This window comes from Microbacterium sp. LjRoot205, from assembly GCF_056175745.1.
Genome location: NZ_JBGFFH010000001.1, coordinates 723,447 through 738,820, shown reverse-complemented (window position 1 = coordinate 738,820; position 15,374 = coordinate 723,447). Strand labels below are relative to the sequence as shown.

The 15,374-nt window shown below is 68.5% G+C and carries 14 protein-coding genes; 2 read left to right on the top strand and 12 right to left on the bottom strand.

The features are described 5' to 3' along the window. Positions 1–174 precede the first annotated feature (174 nt). Positions 175–1,071 carry an aldose 1-epimerase family protein gene (locus AC04ME_RS03690; RefSeq protein ID WP_042537958.1) on the top strand — a complete coding sequence of 299 codons (897 nt, stop codon included), beginning with the start codon at positions 175–177 and terminating at the stop codon, positions 1,069–1,071. 121 nt (positions 1,072–1,192) lie between these two features. Here the strand turns inward: AC04ME_RS03690 and AC04ME_RS03685 are convergent, their stop codons facing one another. From AC04ME_RS03685 to AC04ME_RS03645, 9 genes are all read right to left on the bottom strand, one after another. After that, complete coding sequence (locus AC04ME_RS03685; RefSeq protein ID WP_475433622.1) at positions 1,193–4,414, bottom strand: efflux RND transporter permease subunit; 3,222 nt, start codon at positions 4,412–4,414, stop codon at positions 1,193–1,195. A gap of 21 nt (positions 4,415–4,435) precedes the next feature. After that, a complete protein-coding gene (locus AC04ME_RS03680) occupies positions 4,436–5,026 on the bottom strand; it encodes a TetR/AcrR family transcriptional regulator (protein WP_042537962.1) in 591 nt (196 codons plus the stop codon). Positions 5,027–5,143: 117 nt separating this feature from the next. After that, on the bottom strand, positions 5,144–6,313 hold the full coding sequence (locus tag AC04ME_RS03675; RefSeq protein ID WP_309693506.1) for a Gfo/Idh/MocA family protein: 1,170 nt from the start codon (positions 6,311–6,313) through the stop codon (positions 5,144–5,146). Between the two features lie 43 nt (positions 6,314–6,356). Next, positions 6,357–7,421 (bottom strand): LacI family DNA-binding transcriptional regulator, encoded by a 1,065-nt coding sequence (locus AC04ME_RS03670; protein WP_475433619.1) that lies wholly within the window; start codon positions 7,419–7,421, stop codon positions 6,357–6,359. 3 nt (positions 7,422–7,424) lie between these two features. Next, entirely contained in the window at positions 7,425–8,318 is an 894-nt protein-coding gene (locus AC04ME_RS03665; protein WP_197065957.1) for a carbohydrate ABC transporter permease, read from the bottom strand. Further along, a complete protein-coding gene (locus tag AC04ME_RS03660; protein ID WP_475433617.1) occupies positions 8,311–9,270 on the bottom strand; it encodes a carbohydrate ABC transporter permease in 960 nt (319 codons plus the stop codon). The genes AC04ME_RS03665 and AC04ME_RS03660 overlap by 8 nt, the downstream gene beginning before the upstream one ends. 6 nt (positions 9,271–9,276) lie before the next feature. Next, the gene (locus AC04ME_RS03655; RefSeq protein ID WP_475433615.1) at positions 9,277–10,548 is read right to left on the bottom strand and encodes an ABC transporter substrate-binding protein; all 1,272 of its coding nucleotides are present in this window, start codon (positions 10,546–10,548) and stop codon (positions 9,277–9,279) included. Between the two features lie 154 nt (positions 10,549–10,702). Next, positions 10,703–11,062, bottom strand: coding sequence for a fluoride efflux transporter FluC (locus AC04ME_RS03650; RefSeq protein ID WP_475433613.1), 360 nt, complete (start codon positions 11,060–11,062; stop codon positions 10,703–10,705). Beyond that, positions 11,059–11,451: a fluoride efflux transporter FluC gene (locus AC04ME_RS03645; protein WP_475433612.1), complete on the bottom strand. Its 393-nt coding sequence runs from the start codon at positions 11,449–11,451 to the stop codon at positions 11,059–11,061. Before AC04ME_RS03645 ends, AC04ME_RS03650 begins: the two co-directional genes overlap by 4 nt. An 86-nt stretch (positions 11,452–11,537) precedes the next feature. Here AC04ME_RS03645 and AC04ME_RS03640 point away from each other — a divergent pair, with 86 nt between their 5' ends. After that, the gene (locus AC04ME_RS03640) at positions 11,538–13,067 is read left to right on the top strand and encodes an FAD-dependent oxidoreductase (RefSeq protein ID WP_475433610.1); all 1,530 of its coding nucleotides are present in this window, start codon (positions 11,538–11,540) and stop codon (positions 13,065–13,067) included. Between the two features lie 3 nt (positions 13,068–13,070). Here AC04ME_RS03640 and AC04ME_RS03635 read toward each other — a convergent pair whose 3' ends face one another. The 3 genes from AC04ME_RS03635 to AC04ME_RS03625 all read right to left on the bottom strand — a co-directional run bounded on the left by AC04ME_RS03635 (position 13,071) and on the right by AC04ME_RS03625 (position 15,303). Beyond that, positions 13,071–13,895 (bottom strand): nitroreductase family protein, encoded by an 825-nt coding sequence (locus tag AC04ME_RS03635; protein WP_475433609.1) that lies wholly within the window; start codon positions 13,893–13,895, stop codon positions 13,071–13,073. 4 nt (positions 13,896–13,899) lie between these two features. Further along, on the bottom strand, positions 13,900–14,274 hold the full coding sequence (locus tag AC04ME_RS03630) for a hypothetical protein (RefSeq protein ID WP_475433607.1): 375 nt from the start codon (positions 14,272–14,274) through the stop codon (positions 13,900–13,902). Between the two features lie 240 nt (positions 14,275–14,514). Further along, positions 14,515–15,303 (bottom strand): MerR family transcriptional regulator, encoded by a 789-nt coding sequence (locus tag AC04ME_RS03625; protein WP_475433605.1) that lies wholly within the window; start codon positions 15,301–15,303, stop codon positions 14,515–14,517. Positions 15,304–15,374 lie beyond the last annotated feature (71 nt).

The following is a 15,374-nucleotide window of genomic DNA, read 5'->3' as shown; positions in this document are numbered from 1 at the left end:
GTGATGGTTGATTAGCGTCGAGCGACGCTCACCATCGGCCCCTGGACTCACACTTCTTACACAAAAACGTCCGCGCACTGCGCGGGTGTCCGAAGCCGACGCATCAAGTGTAGCGGTCGCACCTGAAAGACTCCCCTGCCCCATGGCGGATGCGGGTCGCCATACGATTGCGGAGTGAACTCCGCATCCCCCACCGGCACACAGGTGCACCTCCAGCTTGGCGACGTCAGCGCTCAGATCGCGCAGGTCGGCGCCTCGCTCCGCTCCCTCCGCATCGGCGCTGTCGACCTGATCGCCCCGTATCCGCTCGACTCGCCCACCCCCTCCTGCTCCGGCGTGGTGCTCGCGCCCTGGCCGAACCGGGTCAGGGACGGACTCTGGAACGACGAGGGCACCGAGCGGCAGCTGGCGATCACCGAGCCGAAGTTCGGCAACGCGAGTCACGGTCTGCTGCGTTTCGCGGCCTACGACATCGCGGATTCCGCGTCGGCGACGACGCTGAGCGCGACGATCTTCCCGCAGACGGGCTACCCGTATCTGATCGAGACGAGTGTCACCTACGTGCTGCGCGCCGACGGGATCGACGTGACGCACGCGCTGACCAACCGCTCTGCCACCGAAGCACCGGTCGCGCTCGGCACGCACCCGTTCCTCACGATCGGCGACGTGGATCCCCATGAGCTCGTGCTGCGGGTTCCGGCGCAGACTGCCATCGACACCGACGAGCGCATGCTGCCCGTGGGCACGCGCCCGGCCGAGGGGGTGCTTCGCGACGGCGTGCGCCTCGGCGACATCTCTCTCGACACCGGGTTCACCGACCTCGAGCGCGACGCCGACGGACTCGTTCGGCACTCACTCACCGCACCCGACGGGCGTCGACTCACCCTCTGGCAGGGTGCGGGATTCGACGTCGTGCAGGTCTACACGACCGACAAGTATCCGGGGCAGTCCCTCGCCGTCGCGATCGAGCCCATGACCGCGCCGGCCGATGCACTGAACAGCGGAGTCGGCCTGCGCCGCCTGAATCCCGGTGAGACCTGGACCCTCGAATGGGGCATCACGCTCGACTGAGCTCGACTGAGCTCGACCGCCCCGGTTCACAACTCAGCAAGAAACGCGCCGATGCCCGCCCGGAAACGCTTCCGGGCGGGCATCGAGCTCAGTCGTGCTGAATCGTGGACGGCGGATGCTGCTACTCGCCGCGCTCGCGAAGCTCGCGCCGCGTCAGCTGGTTCGCGTGCGGCCACTCCGAGGCCGGAGCGGCACCGCCACTGGAGGCACCCGCAAGCGCCAGGCCATCGGCAGGCACGGGCCCGTCCGACGGCTCGGCATCCTTCGTCGGCGCAGACCCGTCGTCACCCGAACCCGCCTTACGGGCCCGGCGTCGCTCTTTCGCACCCTCCACGAGGTTGTAGAGCGTCGGCAGCACGATCAGCGTGAGCACGGTCGACGAGAGGAGTCCGCCGATCACCACGATCGCGAGCGGCTGCGAGATGAAGCCGCCATGACCCGTGATGCCGAGCGCCATCGGGGTGAGCGCGAGGATCGTCGCGAGCGCTGTCATGAGAATGGGTCGCAGACGCTTCTCGCCACCGGCCTTCACGGCGTCGATGGTCGACAGCCCCTTCTCCCGGTACTGGTTCACGAGGTCGATGAGCACGATCGCGTTCGTCACCACGATGCCGATGAGCATCAGCACACCGATCAGCGACGCGACGCCGAGCGGCACGCCCGTCACGATCTGCAGCAGGATGGCGCCCGTCGCCGCGAACGGCACCGACACGAGCAGCAGCAGCGGCTGCCGCAGCGACTTGAAGGTCGCGACCATGACGACGTAGACGATCAGGATCGCGGCGAGCATCGCGAGTCCGAGCTGCGAGAACGAGTCGGCCTGCTGCGAGGCGACGCCACCGACCTCGGCCGATGCGCCGTCAGGCAGGTCGACCGCAGCGAGCGCCTCGGTGACCGACTGGGTCGCCACGGCGAGGTTGTCGGATGCCGGGGGCACCGTGATCGTGGCGGTGCGGCGTCCCTGCTCCGTGGTGATCGAGGTCGGGCCGTTGCGCTCCTCGACGGTGGCGATGTCCTGCAGCTGCACCACACCGGTCGCGCTCGGGACGGCCAGCTCGCGCAGGGCCTGCGCGGTGGTCGGCGGCTCGGACGCTGCGAGGTAGACCGTCAGCGCGGTGTCGTCGATCTCGACGGTTCCGACCTGCTCCGGGCGCATCGTGTTCGAGACGATCGATCCGACGGCCACTTCGGACAGTCCGCGCTGCGCCGCGGCGTCGCGGTCGACGACCACGGCGAGGTACGGCAGCGCTGCGGCGAGGTTGTCGGTGACCTGTCCGATTCCGTCTCGACCGTCGAGCTCGTCGATGACGGCGGTCGTCGCGGTCTGCAGGTCTTCGGAGTCGGATGCCGAGACCGTGATCTCGATGTCGCTCGAGCCGAGTCCGGCAGACGCGGCGACCGACACCTCTCCGACGTCGGTGAGTCCCTCGATGGCATCCTGCACATCGGCGCGGAGCTTCTCCTGGTCGGCATCCGCGTCGGTGAGCACCGAGTAGGTCACGCCGGCTCCGCCGGAGAACGCGTCGCGCAGAGCGGATCCGCTCGAGCCGATCGAGGCCTGCACGTGGGTGATGCCGTCGATGTCGAGCAGCGCGTCCTCGACGGCGATCGCCGCCTCCGACTTGGTCTCGAGGCTCGCGGTCGGACCGAGGTCCTGCGTGACGGTCATGGTGTTCTGGCCCGAGTCGCTGAGGAAGTTGATCTTCATCAGCGGTGCGGCGGCGAGCGTCGCGCCGAGCACGACGACCGCGAGGATCACGGTCAGCCCGGAGTGCTTCAGCGTCCACCCGAGGATCGGGCGGTATGCCTTCTGGAGCCGCGTCGGCGGCGCATCGGGGTCTTCCGGGTCGATCTGCACGCCGTTCTCGTCGAGCAGCGGCTTTCCCGGGCGGAGGAACCAGTAGGCGAGCACCGGCACGATGGTCAGCGACACCAGCAGTGAGGCGACCATCGCGATCGACACCGTCATGGCGAACGGTCGGAACAGCTCGCCGACCATGTCACCGACGAACACGATCGGCAGGAACACGGCGACCGTGGTGATGGTCGACGAGGTGACGGCCATCGCCACCTCGCGCACGGCCAGCCGGATCGCGTCTCCCTTGTCGGCGTCGCCGACGTAGTGCCTCTTGATGTTCTCGATCACGACGATCGAGTCGTCGACCACGCGGCCGATCGCGATCGTGAGCGCGCCGAGGGTGAGGATGTTCAGCGAGTACCCGAACGCCTGCAGACCGATGAAGGTGATCAGCACGCTGGTCGGGATCGAGATCGCCGTGACCAGCGTCGAGCGGATCGACATCAGGAACACGAGGATGACGATCACGGCGAAGACGAGTCCGAGCAGGCCCTCTGTGGCGAGGGTCTCGATGGACTGCTGGATGAAGGGCGCCTGGTCGAAGATGATCGTGAACTTCGCGTCGGAGAAAGCCTCTTCGAGCGTGTCGAGCGCGGCGATGACCCCCTGCGACACCTCGACGGTGTTCGCCGCCGGCAGCTTGGTGATCGAGATCGACAGGGCGTCCTTGCCGTCGACGCGCGAGATCGACGAGACGGGGTCGGTCTCCTGCACGACGGTGGCGACGTCGCCGATCGTCTCGCTCGTGCCGACGAGCGGCAGCGCCGCCAGCTCATCGACAGACGTGATCTTCGCACCGGTCTGCACGGTGAGCGTCTGACCGTTCTCGGTGATGTCGCCGCCGGGGAACAGCGTGCCGTTCTGCTGCAGCGCCGTGGTGATGGCCTGCGTGCTCTGACCGACCGCAGCGAGCTTCGCGACGTCGGGCGTGATCGTGATGCGCTGGCCGACGCCGCCGATGATCTCCGCGGCGTTGACGCCGTCGACGTCCTCGAGCTCGGGGATCGCGACGTTCTGGAGCTCCGCCTGCGCGTTCTCGGCATCCTCGAAGCCGGTCACGGCGACCTGGATCACCGGGAAGTCGTCGATCGACACCGTCAGCACCTGCGGGCTCACGTCTTCGGGAAGCTGACCCGAGATGCGGTTGATCGCCTGCTGGATCTTCTGCTCCGCCGTCGCGAGGTTCGTTCCGTAGGCGAACGTGGCCTGCACGATCGAGGCGTTCGTCGTGCTGGTGGCAGTGGTGCCTTCAAGGCCCGGAACACCCTGGATCGCCGACTCGATGGGCGTCGAGACGTCGTTCTCGACGACCTCGGGCGAGGCGCCGGGGTAGGTCGTCATGACCATCAGGTTGGGCAGCTCGAGCGACGGGATGAGCTCCTGCTTGAGGTTCGTCAGAGCGAGCCCGCCGAACACGGCGGCGACGATCGTGATCAACGCGATCAGTGCGCGGTTCTTGAGGCTCAGGACGGCGAGGTTCGACAAGGCGGGTTCTCTCTCTGCTGATCAGGCGGATGCTGCGGCGGTGGATGCTGAAGTGGACGCCTGAGGAGTGAGGATCCCGGCGAGGGCGTCGCGGATGAGCTCTTCGTCGAGCGGCTCGTCGTGGATCTGAGAGTGCCAGAGTACGCCGTCGATGAAGACGGCTGCGGCCCTGGCCCTGTCCACTCCGTGAACGGGGGCGATGAAGCCGACGATCTCGTCGGACCAGAGCCGGGCGAACTGTCGGACGCGCGGGTCGTGCACGGCCGCGGTGACGACGGCACGGTCGGCCTGCACCGCACGCGCGTCGTCGAGCCCTCGGCGCACCAGGCGGGCGATCCCCTCGGGCGTCACTCCCTCGATGATCACGGCTTGCCGGGTCGCGTCGATGCGCGCCTCGATCTCGACGGCCAACGCCCCGATCGCCGCCTCGCGCAGGTCGTCGAGGGTGGCGAAGTACTGGGTCGTCGAGCCGAGTGGAACCCCGGCGCGCGCGGCGACCTTGCGGTGGGTGAGAGCGTCGACGCCGATCTCGACGATCAGCTCGGCTGCCGCGGTGACGATCTCTCGACGGCGCGCTTCAGGGTCGCGGCGGCGGCGCGTGCCATCGCTCATTCCGGACCCCCAGCGATCACCCCTGTACGGGCGTACATGTACTTCTGTACATTCTGCATTCCGAACCTGGGGGTTCGCTCAGGGCGCCGCTGGTGCGACAGCTGCCGCTCGCGCCGCCTACTCGACCTGGCCGCGCTCGAAGTAGGCGACGAGGTCTTCGTCCAGTTGAGGGACCGTGATCGCCGAGCCGTCGCCGCGCAGCGACTCGGTGGCGAGGATTCCGGCCGCCACCGCTTCGCGCGCGGCCACCGGCGAGGTCTCGGTGGCTCCTCCGTCGCGCACGAAGCGCAGGAACTCGGCGACGAGCAGCGCGTCCGCCCCGTCGTGCCCTGCACCCTCCGACTCGGGGACGAGGAACGTCTCGTCGGCGTCGGCCGCACCGCGGTGACGGCGGTTCCACAACCTGACCTCGCTGCCGGCGGTGTCGCCGACGTTCTCGATGCGCCCCTCGGTGCCGATCACCGTGTAGTTGCGCCAGTAGTCGGGTGTGAAGTGGCACTGCTGGTACGAGGCGAGGATGCCACCGGACAGCCGCATGTTGACCATCGAGATGTCCTCGACGTCGATCACCGGGTTGAGCCCGGTGAGCGACGTGGGCGGCCAGTTGTCGACGCTGAACCAGTCGGGCATGCGCTCGCCCGTGCGATCCCGCCGGTCGGTGATGTCGCCGTAGACGCTGAGCTCGCCCATCGCGGCGACCTGCTCGGTGTAGGCACCCGCGAGCCAGTGGATGATGTCGATGTCGTGCGCCCCCTTCTGCAGAAGAAGACCTGTGGTCCGGCGGCGGTCGGCGTGCCAGTCCTTGAAGTAGTAGTCGCCTCCGTGCCCGACGAAGTGGCGCACCCACACGGCCTTGACGTCACCGATCCGGCCGTCCTGGATGAGTCCGCGCATCAGCGTGATCACCGGCATGTGCCGCATGTTGTGGCCGATGTAGAGGCGGCTGCCCGTGCGGCGGGCGGTCTCGAGCATCGCGTCGGCGTCGGCGAGGTCGATCGCGAGCGGCTTCTCGCAGAACACCGCGACGCCCGCCTCGAGGGCCCGGATGCTGAGCGCCGCATGCGTGTCATCCGGCGTCAGCACCATCACGGCGTCGACACCCGAGGCGAGCAGCTCGTCGAGCGAGTCGGTGATGAGAGCATCCGGAAGGAGGCGTCGAGCGTCGTCGCGGGCGCGCTCCGACGGGTCGCAGACCGCGGTGATGCGCGACCCCTGGCCGGGGCGGTGCACCTCCTCGCGCAGTGTGGCGCGCGCGCCGAAGCCGATGATTCCGATGGTGAGATCCACGGTGGTCCTTCTGGGAGTAGAGATGTGCGCGCAGACGGCGGCGTCAGCGCGAGTGAGAGGAGGGGGCGTCGAGGTCGGTCGACGCCCCGGAAAACAGCGACCAGGCGAACTCGTGCAGCTGCCCGGGAGAATCGTCTGCGGCGAACGCGCGGTCGATGATGATGCGCGCCTGCCTGTCGTAGAAGTCGGTCGGGCCGACCGTGGTCAGCGTGGGGGCGACGAGCTGCGCGTCAGGGGTGTTGCCGACGCCGATCACGGCGACGTCGTGCGGCACGCGGAGCCCGAGCATGTGCGCCGCGTTGATCGCCGCGATGGCCGCGAAGTCGGTGGTCGCGTAGATCGCAGAAGGCCGGTCGTCCTTCGACAGCAGCTGCACGGCCGCCGCGAACGCGCTGGCCTGCCCCTCGGTGTATGTGACGGTCCAGTCCGGATCGACCTCGAGGCCGGCACCGGCCATCTTCTCGAGGTACGGCGTGTATCTGGTGACCTGCGTCGGCGCGAGGCGCACTGCACCCTCGGCGGCGAGACACCCGATCGCCGTGTGCCGCTCGAGCAGGTGCTCCATCGCGAGCTCGCACCCCGGGATCGCATCCGACCGCACGACGTCGAAGCCCGCGGGTTCGAGGTGCTCCGAGAACACGACGAGCCGCTGCCCGCGCTGCACGAGGTCGGCGAGCTTGCGCTCGGCATCCTCGTCGATCCCGACGCCGTCGAGATAGGCGACGTCGCTCTCGACCCTGTCCAGGGCCGCATGCCAGTCGCCGTCGGCGAGGATGAGCGTCGTGAGACCGTGCCTGTTCGCCTCGGCGTTCACGGCGTCGGCCACCGCGAGCGACCACGGGTCGCTCAGCATGTGCAGCGAGAGCTGCACCATGCCGCTGCGCCCGGTGCGGATCGTCCGCGCGGCGATGTTCGGTCGGTAGTTGAGCTCGTCGGCCGCAGCGAGCACCCTGGCCGCGGTGGCCTCGGCGACGCCCGCCCCCGATGCCGCGCCCGAGCGCCCCGAGAACACGTACGACACCGTGGCCGTCGAGACGCCTGCGCGCTCTGCGACCATCTTCAGGGTCGGCCGCCGTGCGGTCGCCGACTGCTGCCTGCGCTCTGCCATGGGTCAGCCCTTCGATCCGCTGAAGGCGATGCCCTGGATGAACTGCCGCTGCAGGATCATGAAGGTGACCAGCATCGGCAGGGTCGCGAGCAGCGCTCCTGCCATCAGCACCGGGTAGTCGGTGCCGTGGATGCCGACGAGCTGCGAGAGCCCGACCGACAGCGGCATCTTGGCGGGGTCGGTCGTCACGATCAACGGCCAGAGCAGATCGTTCCAGGACCACAGCACAGTGAACACCACGAGAGCGATGATGCCAGGCTTCGCGAGCGGAACCATGATCCGCCAGAAGGTCTGCCACGGATTCGCTCCGTCGATGCGGGCCGCCTCCTCGAGTTCCGCGGGCATCGACATGAAGAACTGGCGCATCAGGAACGTGCCGAATGCACTGAAGATGCCGGGCACGATCAGCGCCTGCAGAGTGTTCAGCCACCCGAGCGCCTGGATGATCTCGTACTGCGGCAGCAGGTACAGCTGCGAGGGGACCATCAGCACCGACAGGAAGACCACGAACAGGGCGTTGCGGCCGGGGAAAGGGATGCGGGCGAAGGCATAGCCGGCCATCGTGCACAGAACGACCTGCCCGACCGTGCGCCCCACAGTGAGCAGCACCGAGTTGGCGAACATCTGCGCGAAGGGCATCGACTCGAAGACCTCGCCGAAGTTCGTGAACACCCACTCGCGCGGCAGCAGGCTCGGCGGCACCTGCACCGAGTCGGACAGCGTCTTGAACGAGGTCAGCAGCTGCCAGATGAACGGGAAGACCATGAGGATCGCGCCGACGAGGAGCACGACGTGGACGATCCAGAGCCCCCTGTTGCGAGGCTTTCCGGGACGGGCGGCCGAGCGACCGGTCGGAGCGCCGACGATGGCACGCGTGTCGAGCGAGACGTCACTCATAGTGCACCCACTTCTTCTGCAGACGGAACTGCACGACCGTGAGCACGAGGATGATCACGAGCAGCAGGAAGGCGATGGCGGCGGCGTACCCCCGGTCGTTGTCGAGGAACCCCGCTTCGTAGAACAGGTAGACGACCGTGCGGGTGTTGGGCATGGCCGGGTTGCTGCGGCCGAGCATCATGTAGATGAGGTCGAACACCTGCAGAGCGCCGATCACGCTGATGACACTGACGAAGAAGATCGACGGCGACAGCAGCGGGATGGTGATGGAGAAGAACTTGCGCACCGGACCCGCGCCGTCGAGGTCGGCCGCCTCCATGATCGTGTCGGGAATGCCCTGGAGGCCGGCGAGGAAGATGACGATGTTGGTGCCGAGACCCGCCCAGATGCCGACGACCGCGATGGCGACGAGGGCGGTGTTCGGGTCGGTGAGCCAGCTGCGGCCCTCGATGCCGACCGAGCCGAGGGCTGCGTTGAGCACGCCGTAGTCGCCGTTGTAGATCATGCGCCACACCAGCGCGATCGCGGCGGGCATCGTCACGACCGGGATGAAGTAGAGCGTGCGGTAGGCGCTGCGCCCCTTGAGCCCCGCGGTGTTCAGCAGCGCGGCGATGCCCACGGCGAGCGGGATGCCGATGAGGGCGATCACCGTGTAGAGCGCGGTGTTGCGCAGGGCGCCGATCAGCTCGGGGTCTTGGAGCAGGCGGGCGTAGTTCTCCATCCCCACCCATTCGGAGCCGCCGAAGGGGCCGGACTTCGTGAAGGAGATGATGAGCGTGCGCACCGTCGGCCACAGGTAGAAGACGGCGATGCCGAGTGCGGTCGGCCCGAGGAAGACGAGAGCCCACCACGGGGAGGCACCGGGATTGCGTCGCCGGCGGCGGATGCCGGGGCTCGAGGCCTCCGGCATCCGCTCTGCCTGGGCGCGCGCGGGTGACGCGACGACGGTCATGTCCGGTTACTCCTGCTCGGCGTCCAGCGCGGTCTGCATCTGCTCGGCCAGGTCCTTCAGGCCCTCTGCGGGGGCGACGGCGCCCGACCACACCTGCGAGAGCACCTCGCTCTCGATGCTGGTCCACGCGGACGTGTTCTTCGAGACCGGGTAGGGCACCGCGGAATCGAGCGCGTCGATGTAGACCTGCAGGTCGTACTGCGGCAGTGCGTCGACCCACCCCTGCTGGGTGCCGTTGAATGCGGGGATCACCGTGCCGGTCTCCGCCTGGATCTCGGCGGCCTCTTCGCCGCTGGCGAAGGCCGCGAACGCCTTGGCCTCTGCGACGTGCGGGCTCTTCGCGTTGGCGACGTTGCCCACGCCGTGGATCACGCTCTGGTTGCCCTCGGGGCCCTCGGGCAGCGGCGCCACGTCGACCTTGTCGGCGATGTCGGCGTTGCCTCCGTAGGCGATGGCGGCCCACGAACCGTTCTGGAACATGGCGACCTTGCCCGAGAGGAAGAAGTCCTCGGGGTTGGTGTCGGTCATCTGCTGCGCTGTCGGCGAGGAACCGGCCTCGATGAGGTCGGTCCACAGCTCGATGCCGGCGAGCGCCTCGGGCGAGCCGTAGCCGCTCTCGGTTCCGTCTGCCGAGATGACCTCGCCACCTGCCTGGGCGATCGAGTTGTAGAAGTTCTCCTGCCCGTACTGGCTGGCTGCGACACCGAACTGCCCCGCGGCAGGGTCGGTCAGCGCGGCGGCCGCGGCGGTGAAGTCATCCCAGGTCCAGCCTGCGCTCGGGTACTCGACGCCGGCCGCGTCGAAGAGCTCCTTGTTGTACCAGAGGGCGACGGTGTCGAAGTCCTTGGGAGCGCCGTAGAGCTTTCCGTCGAAGGTGTAGAGGTCGATGAGGCCCTGCGGGTAGTCGGCGGCATCCACCCCCGCATCGTCCAGCGGCGCGAGCTGGCCGTTCGAGGCGTAGAGCTGGAAGTTCGGGCCGTTCATCCAGAACACGTCGGCCGCGGATCCGCCGGTGGCCGCGGTCTGGAGCTTGGTGAAGTACTCCTTGTAGGGCGTCACCTGGATGTCGATCGTGACGTTCGGGTTCTCCTTCTCGAACGCCGCGGCGATGTCCTCCATGGCGGGCTTCTGGTTCTCGTCCCAGATGGCGTAGCTGAGGGTGACATCGCCGCCGGACGAGCTCGCGCCCCCGGCCGACGACGAGCAGGCGCTGAGCGCGAGGACGGCTGCCGCGGAGGCGGCGAGGGCGCCGAGGGCGCGGGGGGAAGTGCGGGGCATCGGTGTCTCCTTCGACGGGTGCAGGGGATCGTCACTGCGTCGGATTCTCGTGTTAAACGATTAGCAGTTAAACGATTAGCAAGGAGACTAGCCCGGTGCGGACGATCGGGTCAAGCATCGATCTCAGCGCGAGGCGGGCAGACCCGCGTCGTCGTCAGAGCATCGAGCCGAGCGCGATCCCCAGCCCTGCCGCGAGCAGACCGAGCAGCAGCATCCCCACGGCATTGAACGCGGATGCCGTTCGCTCGCCGTCGCGCCACAGCGCGACCGTGTCGAGCATCGCCGTGCTGAAGGTGGTGTATCCCCCGAGCAGACCGGCTCCGAGCAGGAACGCGCCGCCAGGAAGCGCCGCGGTGATGACGCCCAATGCGAACGACCCGCTGAGGTTCACGAGGAGTATGCCCCACGGGAAGCGCCGACCCGCGACCCTCGCGACACCGAGGTCGACGAGATGGCGCAGCGCTGCTCCCACGCCTCCGGCGAGTGCGGCTCCGATGAACAGCAGCGGGCTCATGCGGCTGCTGCTCCGTCGAGGCGGGCGGACGGACGAGGTCGGCCGAGACGCAGCCCCGCCGCGGCCGCGGCAAGGCCGAGAACGAGACTGGCCGCGGCGTAGACGAAGGCGAGCAGCGGAGCATCCGCCCAGAGTTCCACCGCACCGGTCATGAACGCGCTGTAGGTCGTGAAGCCGCCGAGCACACCGGTGCCGAGGAACACCCGCAGGCCCGTGGTCTGCTGCAGCCGAGCGGCGAGGATGCCGATCAGCAGTGCCCCGAGCACGTTGACCGCAAGGGTGGCGACCGGGAAGCCTCCGGCATCCGGAATCCAGAGCGCGACCGCGAGCCGCGCCGCCGTGCCTATGCTGCCTCCCACGAAGACCAGTAGGAGGCTGCGGAGAGTCACGCGACAACTCTAGCCGCGCCGATGCAACGCATCCGCTGATTGTCAACCGGGTGTGGTTGCGCGGCGTCTGGGCGAAGACTGACGCCATGAAGCCACTGTGGAAGCTCGACCGGACCCCGCCCATCGGCACACCGTTCGATCCCGGCGCACGGCACGACGTGATCATCGTCGGTGCGGGCCTCACCGGCCTCACCACCGCAGTCATGCTCACGCGCGCGGGGCTCGACGTGGCGGTGATCGAGGCGGGGGAGGTCGCCGAGCTGGCGACCGGCGGCAACACCGGCAAGCTCACCCTGCTGCAGGGCAAGCGGCTCGCCGAGATCCGCAGGCACCACTCCGCTTCCCTCGTGCAGGCGTACGTCGAAGGCAACCGCGAGGGCATGGACTGGCTGGTCGGCTTCGCCGACCACTCAGGCGTCTCGTACGAGCGGCGAGCCGACCACTCCTACGCGCAGGATCCGAACGGCGTCGACTCGGTGCGCGAGGTGCACGAGGCGGCGCGCGAAGCGGGCCTCGCGACCAGGATGCTCACTCGGGAGGAGCTCTCGGAGGCGGCCTTCCCCGTCGTCAGCGCCGTCGCACTCGACGACCAGGTGACCATCGACCCTGCGCTCGTGACGCAGGCGCTCGCCGAGGAGTTGCTCGCGACCGGCGGCACGTTGCACATGGGAACCCGGGTCACCGCCACCCACGTCCTTCCCGAGCCGCGCGTCGAGACCCCGGTCGGGCCCATGTTCGCGGAGCACATCGTGATCGCGACGGGCTATCCGATCCTCGACCGCGGGCTGTACTTCGCGAAGATGCGCGCCTTCCGGTCCTACTGCGTCTCGTTCCGCGTCGCAGGCGACGTGCCGGAGTCGACCTTCATCTCGCTCGACTCCCCCAGCCGGTCGATCCGTCCGGTCTCGCCCGCCGACGGCCCCGGCGGCACGGCGCAGCTCATCGTCGGCGGCAACGGGCATCCGGTCGGGCGCTCCGACAGCGAGGCCGCCGCGGTCGACGATCTCGTCGAGTGGACGAGGCAGTACTTCCCCGACGCCGAAGAGACCCACCGCTGGTCGGCGCAGGACTACGAGTCGCACAACCAGATCCCGTTCGTGGGGGCGATGCCACGAGGATTCGGCAGCATCCGCTTCGCGACCGGCTACGCCAAATGGGGGCTGTCGAACGCGCCGGCCGCTGCTCTGCGTCTGACCGCAGAGATCCTCGGCGCCAACTGGCACGATCGGCCGTCGTGGATGGTCAAGCTCGGCACGAGGCTGACGGTACCGGCCGATCTCGCCCGAGGAGCCGCAGAAGGAGCGAAGGTCGCGGCCGCCGCGACGAGCGGATGGGTCGAGGCCGAGCGCAACCCCGTGCCGGTTCCGAAGCCGGCGGAGGGCGAGGGTGTGGTCGCCAACCGCAGCGGACGCCCGGTCGGAATCTCGACGGTCGACGGAGTCACCCGCGCGGTCTCGGCCGTCTGCCCGCACCTCGGCGGAGTGCTCGACTGGAACGATGCCGAGTGCACCTGGGACTGCCCGCTGCACGCCTCTCGGTTCGCCGCCGACGGCACCCGCATCGAGGGCCCGGCGCTGCAGGATCTGAAGGTCCTCCCCCGCAAGAGCGGGGGCTGACGCTCAGCTCGTCGGCGGGGCGCCCGCACCCGGCGGCGGCGCGTCCCAGCCCTGCTGGGGCTGGTCGCAGTTCTCGCGGAACACGTACTGCGACGCGAGCTTGCGCTGGTGGCTCGACCAGTCGATCGCCGGGCGGCGCTGCTCGGGTGGCAGATAGCCGAGGCGGTAGACCGCCATGAGCTCGAGGTCATCTGGCACGCGCAGCAGCTTCACGATCTCGTCCCAGCGACCAGGCACCTCCATCGGGAAGGAGATGAACTGGATGCCCATGCCGACCTCGACCGTGGTGAGCCAGACGTTCTCCATCGCCGCGCCCATGCTGAAGACCGAGTAGAACGATGAGAGCTGGCCCGGTCGGTACTCGCTGCGATCGAGCATCACACCGAGCAGCAGCGGCGAGCCGCCGACCAGCTTGTGGTTCTCCTCGCCCAGGGTCTTGGGCACCCCGAACGTGTTCATCAGCTTCTGGCCGCGCTTGGTGAACACCTGGCTCGTGAACGGGCGGAGGGCTGCAGGGAGCTTGTCGAACAGCATCCCGCTGCGCTTCTCCTCCATCTCGGCCTGGCTGAACCGGAAGTACGGCTTGTAGCGCTCGAAGAACGTCCCGTTCGACATGGCCTCGGTCATGCTCTCGCCTGAGATGCGCGCGATCTGATCGATGGTGTCGCGGTTCTCGATGACCACGAACCGCCACGGCTGGCTGTTCAGCTGCGAAGGGGCACGACCGGCCGCCTCGAGCAGGATGCGCTGATGCTCCTCCGACACCGGGTCGGGCAGGAACGGCCCGTTCGTAGTCTTGCGGCGGCGGATGGCGTCGAGCAGTTCCATGCGTTCACTTCCGGTCGGTGGCGAGGCGCGAGCAGATGAGGCCCGCGACGATGAAGGGGCCCGCGGCGAGCGCGACGAGCGGATGCCGTCGGCTGTGCGTGCCCAGGTAGGGGATGGCGGCGAGCGGAGCGGCGGCGGGCGCGAGCGCCAGGGCGGCGCGGCGGCTCGCATGCGTCGGCCGGCCCCAGATGATCGCCGAGAACGCAGCGGCAGCGGTGGCGCAGGTGGCGATGTACATCGCGTGGTGCAGCCAGCGGAAGTTGCTCGTGTCGATGACCTTGGCGGCGACCGCCGTCCCGAGGGCGACGTTCGCGGAGTAGGCGACGGCCGCCGCGGCGAAGAGCGGCGCGGCGTCGGTGCGTCTGCGGCGGTGGCCCATGACCCGACCCTACGCCCACCCCCGGCATCCGCTCTCGGCCTTGCCCTGGTGTCTCGATCTGTGCAAAGCGGGGCGTCTCGTCGCGCCCCGGTCGTTGAGCGAGCACGGCGAAGCCGAGCGAGACGAAACGCCCCACCCCCACACCTCTCGCACCGTGCGGGGTCAAAAACGCACCTGAAACGGGCGTCTCGGATGCGTTATTGACCCCGCAGCAGCGGCTGACGGACACGCGGATGCCGGCTACAGGTTGCCTTCCGCGTAGATGCGAAGGGCGTCGCGGACGAACTCCGCTCCCTGCGTGCCGCCGGCCGACGTCACGTAGTTCGCGCCGAAGCGCGGGTCTGCGACGTACATCTCGCCGAGCCCGATGACGTATCCCTTCACGTCACCACCCGGCACGGCCGCGGGGGTTCCGGGGATGCCGGTGAGCCACTCGACGTGGCGCCGAGCGACATCCTGAGCCTCGGCGGATGCCGGGTCGATGCCGCTCTCTGCGGCGGCGATCCAGTCGCGACCGAGGTCGGACACACGCTGCTGCCAGTCGGCGCGCTCGGCATCGGTCATCCCGCGCCACCAGCGGTCGCTGTCGGCGTAGGCCTTGCGACCCCAGCGCTCTTCGACCTCCTCCTTGTACTGGGTGTGGTCGAAGCCGTCGAACATGTTCTCTGCCATGAGTTCTTCACCTCCTTTCAGTGCGTTGATGGTGTTCTCGACCGACGCGATCTGCCGCGCCAGCCGGTTCTGCTCCTCGCGCAGCAGCGCGAGGTGTGTCTCGAGAGCGGACTCCTCGCTCTGCCGCGCATTCACCGGGTTCAGCACCTCCGCGATCTGCGGCAGACCGAGTCCGAGCTCACGCAGCAGCAGGATGCGCTGCAGGCGCACGAGCGCGGCCTCGTCGTAGTGGCGATAGCCGTTGTGCGCGATGCGCGAGGGTGGCAGCAGACCCACGTCGTCGTAGTGACGCAGCGTTCTGCTGGTAGTGCCCGCGAGTCGGGCGATCTCCTGGATCGACCAATCACGACCGGTCATCGAGTCCTCCTTCCGTGGATCCGTTCTTCGATAACTCCACGGTAGAAGTTGACGTTGCGTCAAGGTCAAGC

Bases quoted from the DNA above. Each gene is read 5' to 3' on its own strand.
- AC04ME_RS03635 (WP_475433609.1), bottom strand. From the start codon at position 13,895: ATGGAACTGCTCGACGCCATCCGCCGCCGCAAGACTACGAACGGGCCG.
- AC04ME_RS03650 (WP_475433613.1), bottom strand. From the start codon at position 11,062: ATGAGCCCGCTGCTGTTCATCGGAGCCGCACTCGCCGGAGGCGTGGGA.
- AC04ME_RS03670 (WP_475433619.1), bottom strand. From the start codon at position 7,421: ATGGCAGAGCGCAGGCAGCAGTCGGCGACCGCACGGCGGCCGACCCTG.
- AC04ME_RS03640 (WP_475433610.1), top strand. From the start codon at position 11,538: ATGAAGCCACTGTGGAAGCTCGACCGGACCCCGCCCATCGGCACACCG.
- AC04ME_RS03630 (WP_475433607.1), bottom strand. From the start codon at position 14,274: ATGGGCCACCGCCGCAGACGCACCGACGCCGCGCCGCTCTTCGCCGCG.
- AC04ME_RS03665 (WP_197065957.1), bottom strand. From the start codon at position 8,318: ATGAGTGACGTCTCGCTCGACACGCGTGCCATCGTCGGCGCTCCGACC.
- AC04ME_RS03660 (WP_475433617.1), bottom strand. From the start codon at position 9,270: ATGACCGTCGTCGCGTCACCCGCGCGCGCCCAGGCAGAGCGGATGCCG.
- AC04ME_RS03655 (WP_475433615.1), bottom strand. From the start codon at position 10,548: ATGCCCCGCACTTCCCCCCGCGCCCTCGGCGCCCTCGCCGCCTCCGCG.
- AC04ME_RS03625 (WP_475433605.1), bottom strand. From the start codon at position 15,303: ATGACCGGTCGTGATTGGTCGATCCAGGAGATCGCCCGACTCGCGGGC.
- AC04ME_RS03680 (WP_042537962.1), bottom strand. From the start codon at position 5,026: ATGAGCGATGGCACGCGCCGCCGCCGCGACCCTGAAGCGCGCCGTCGA.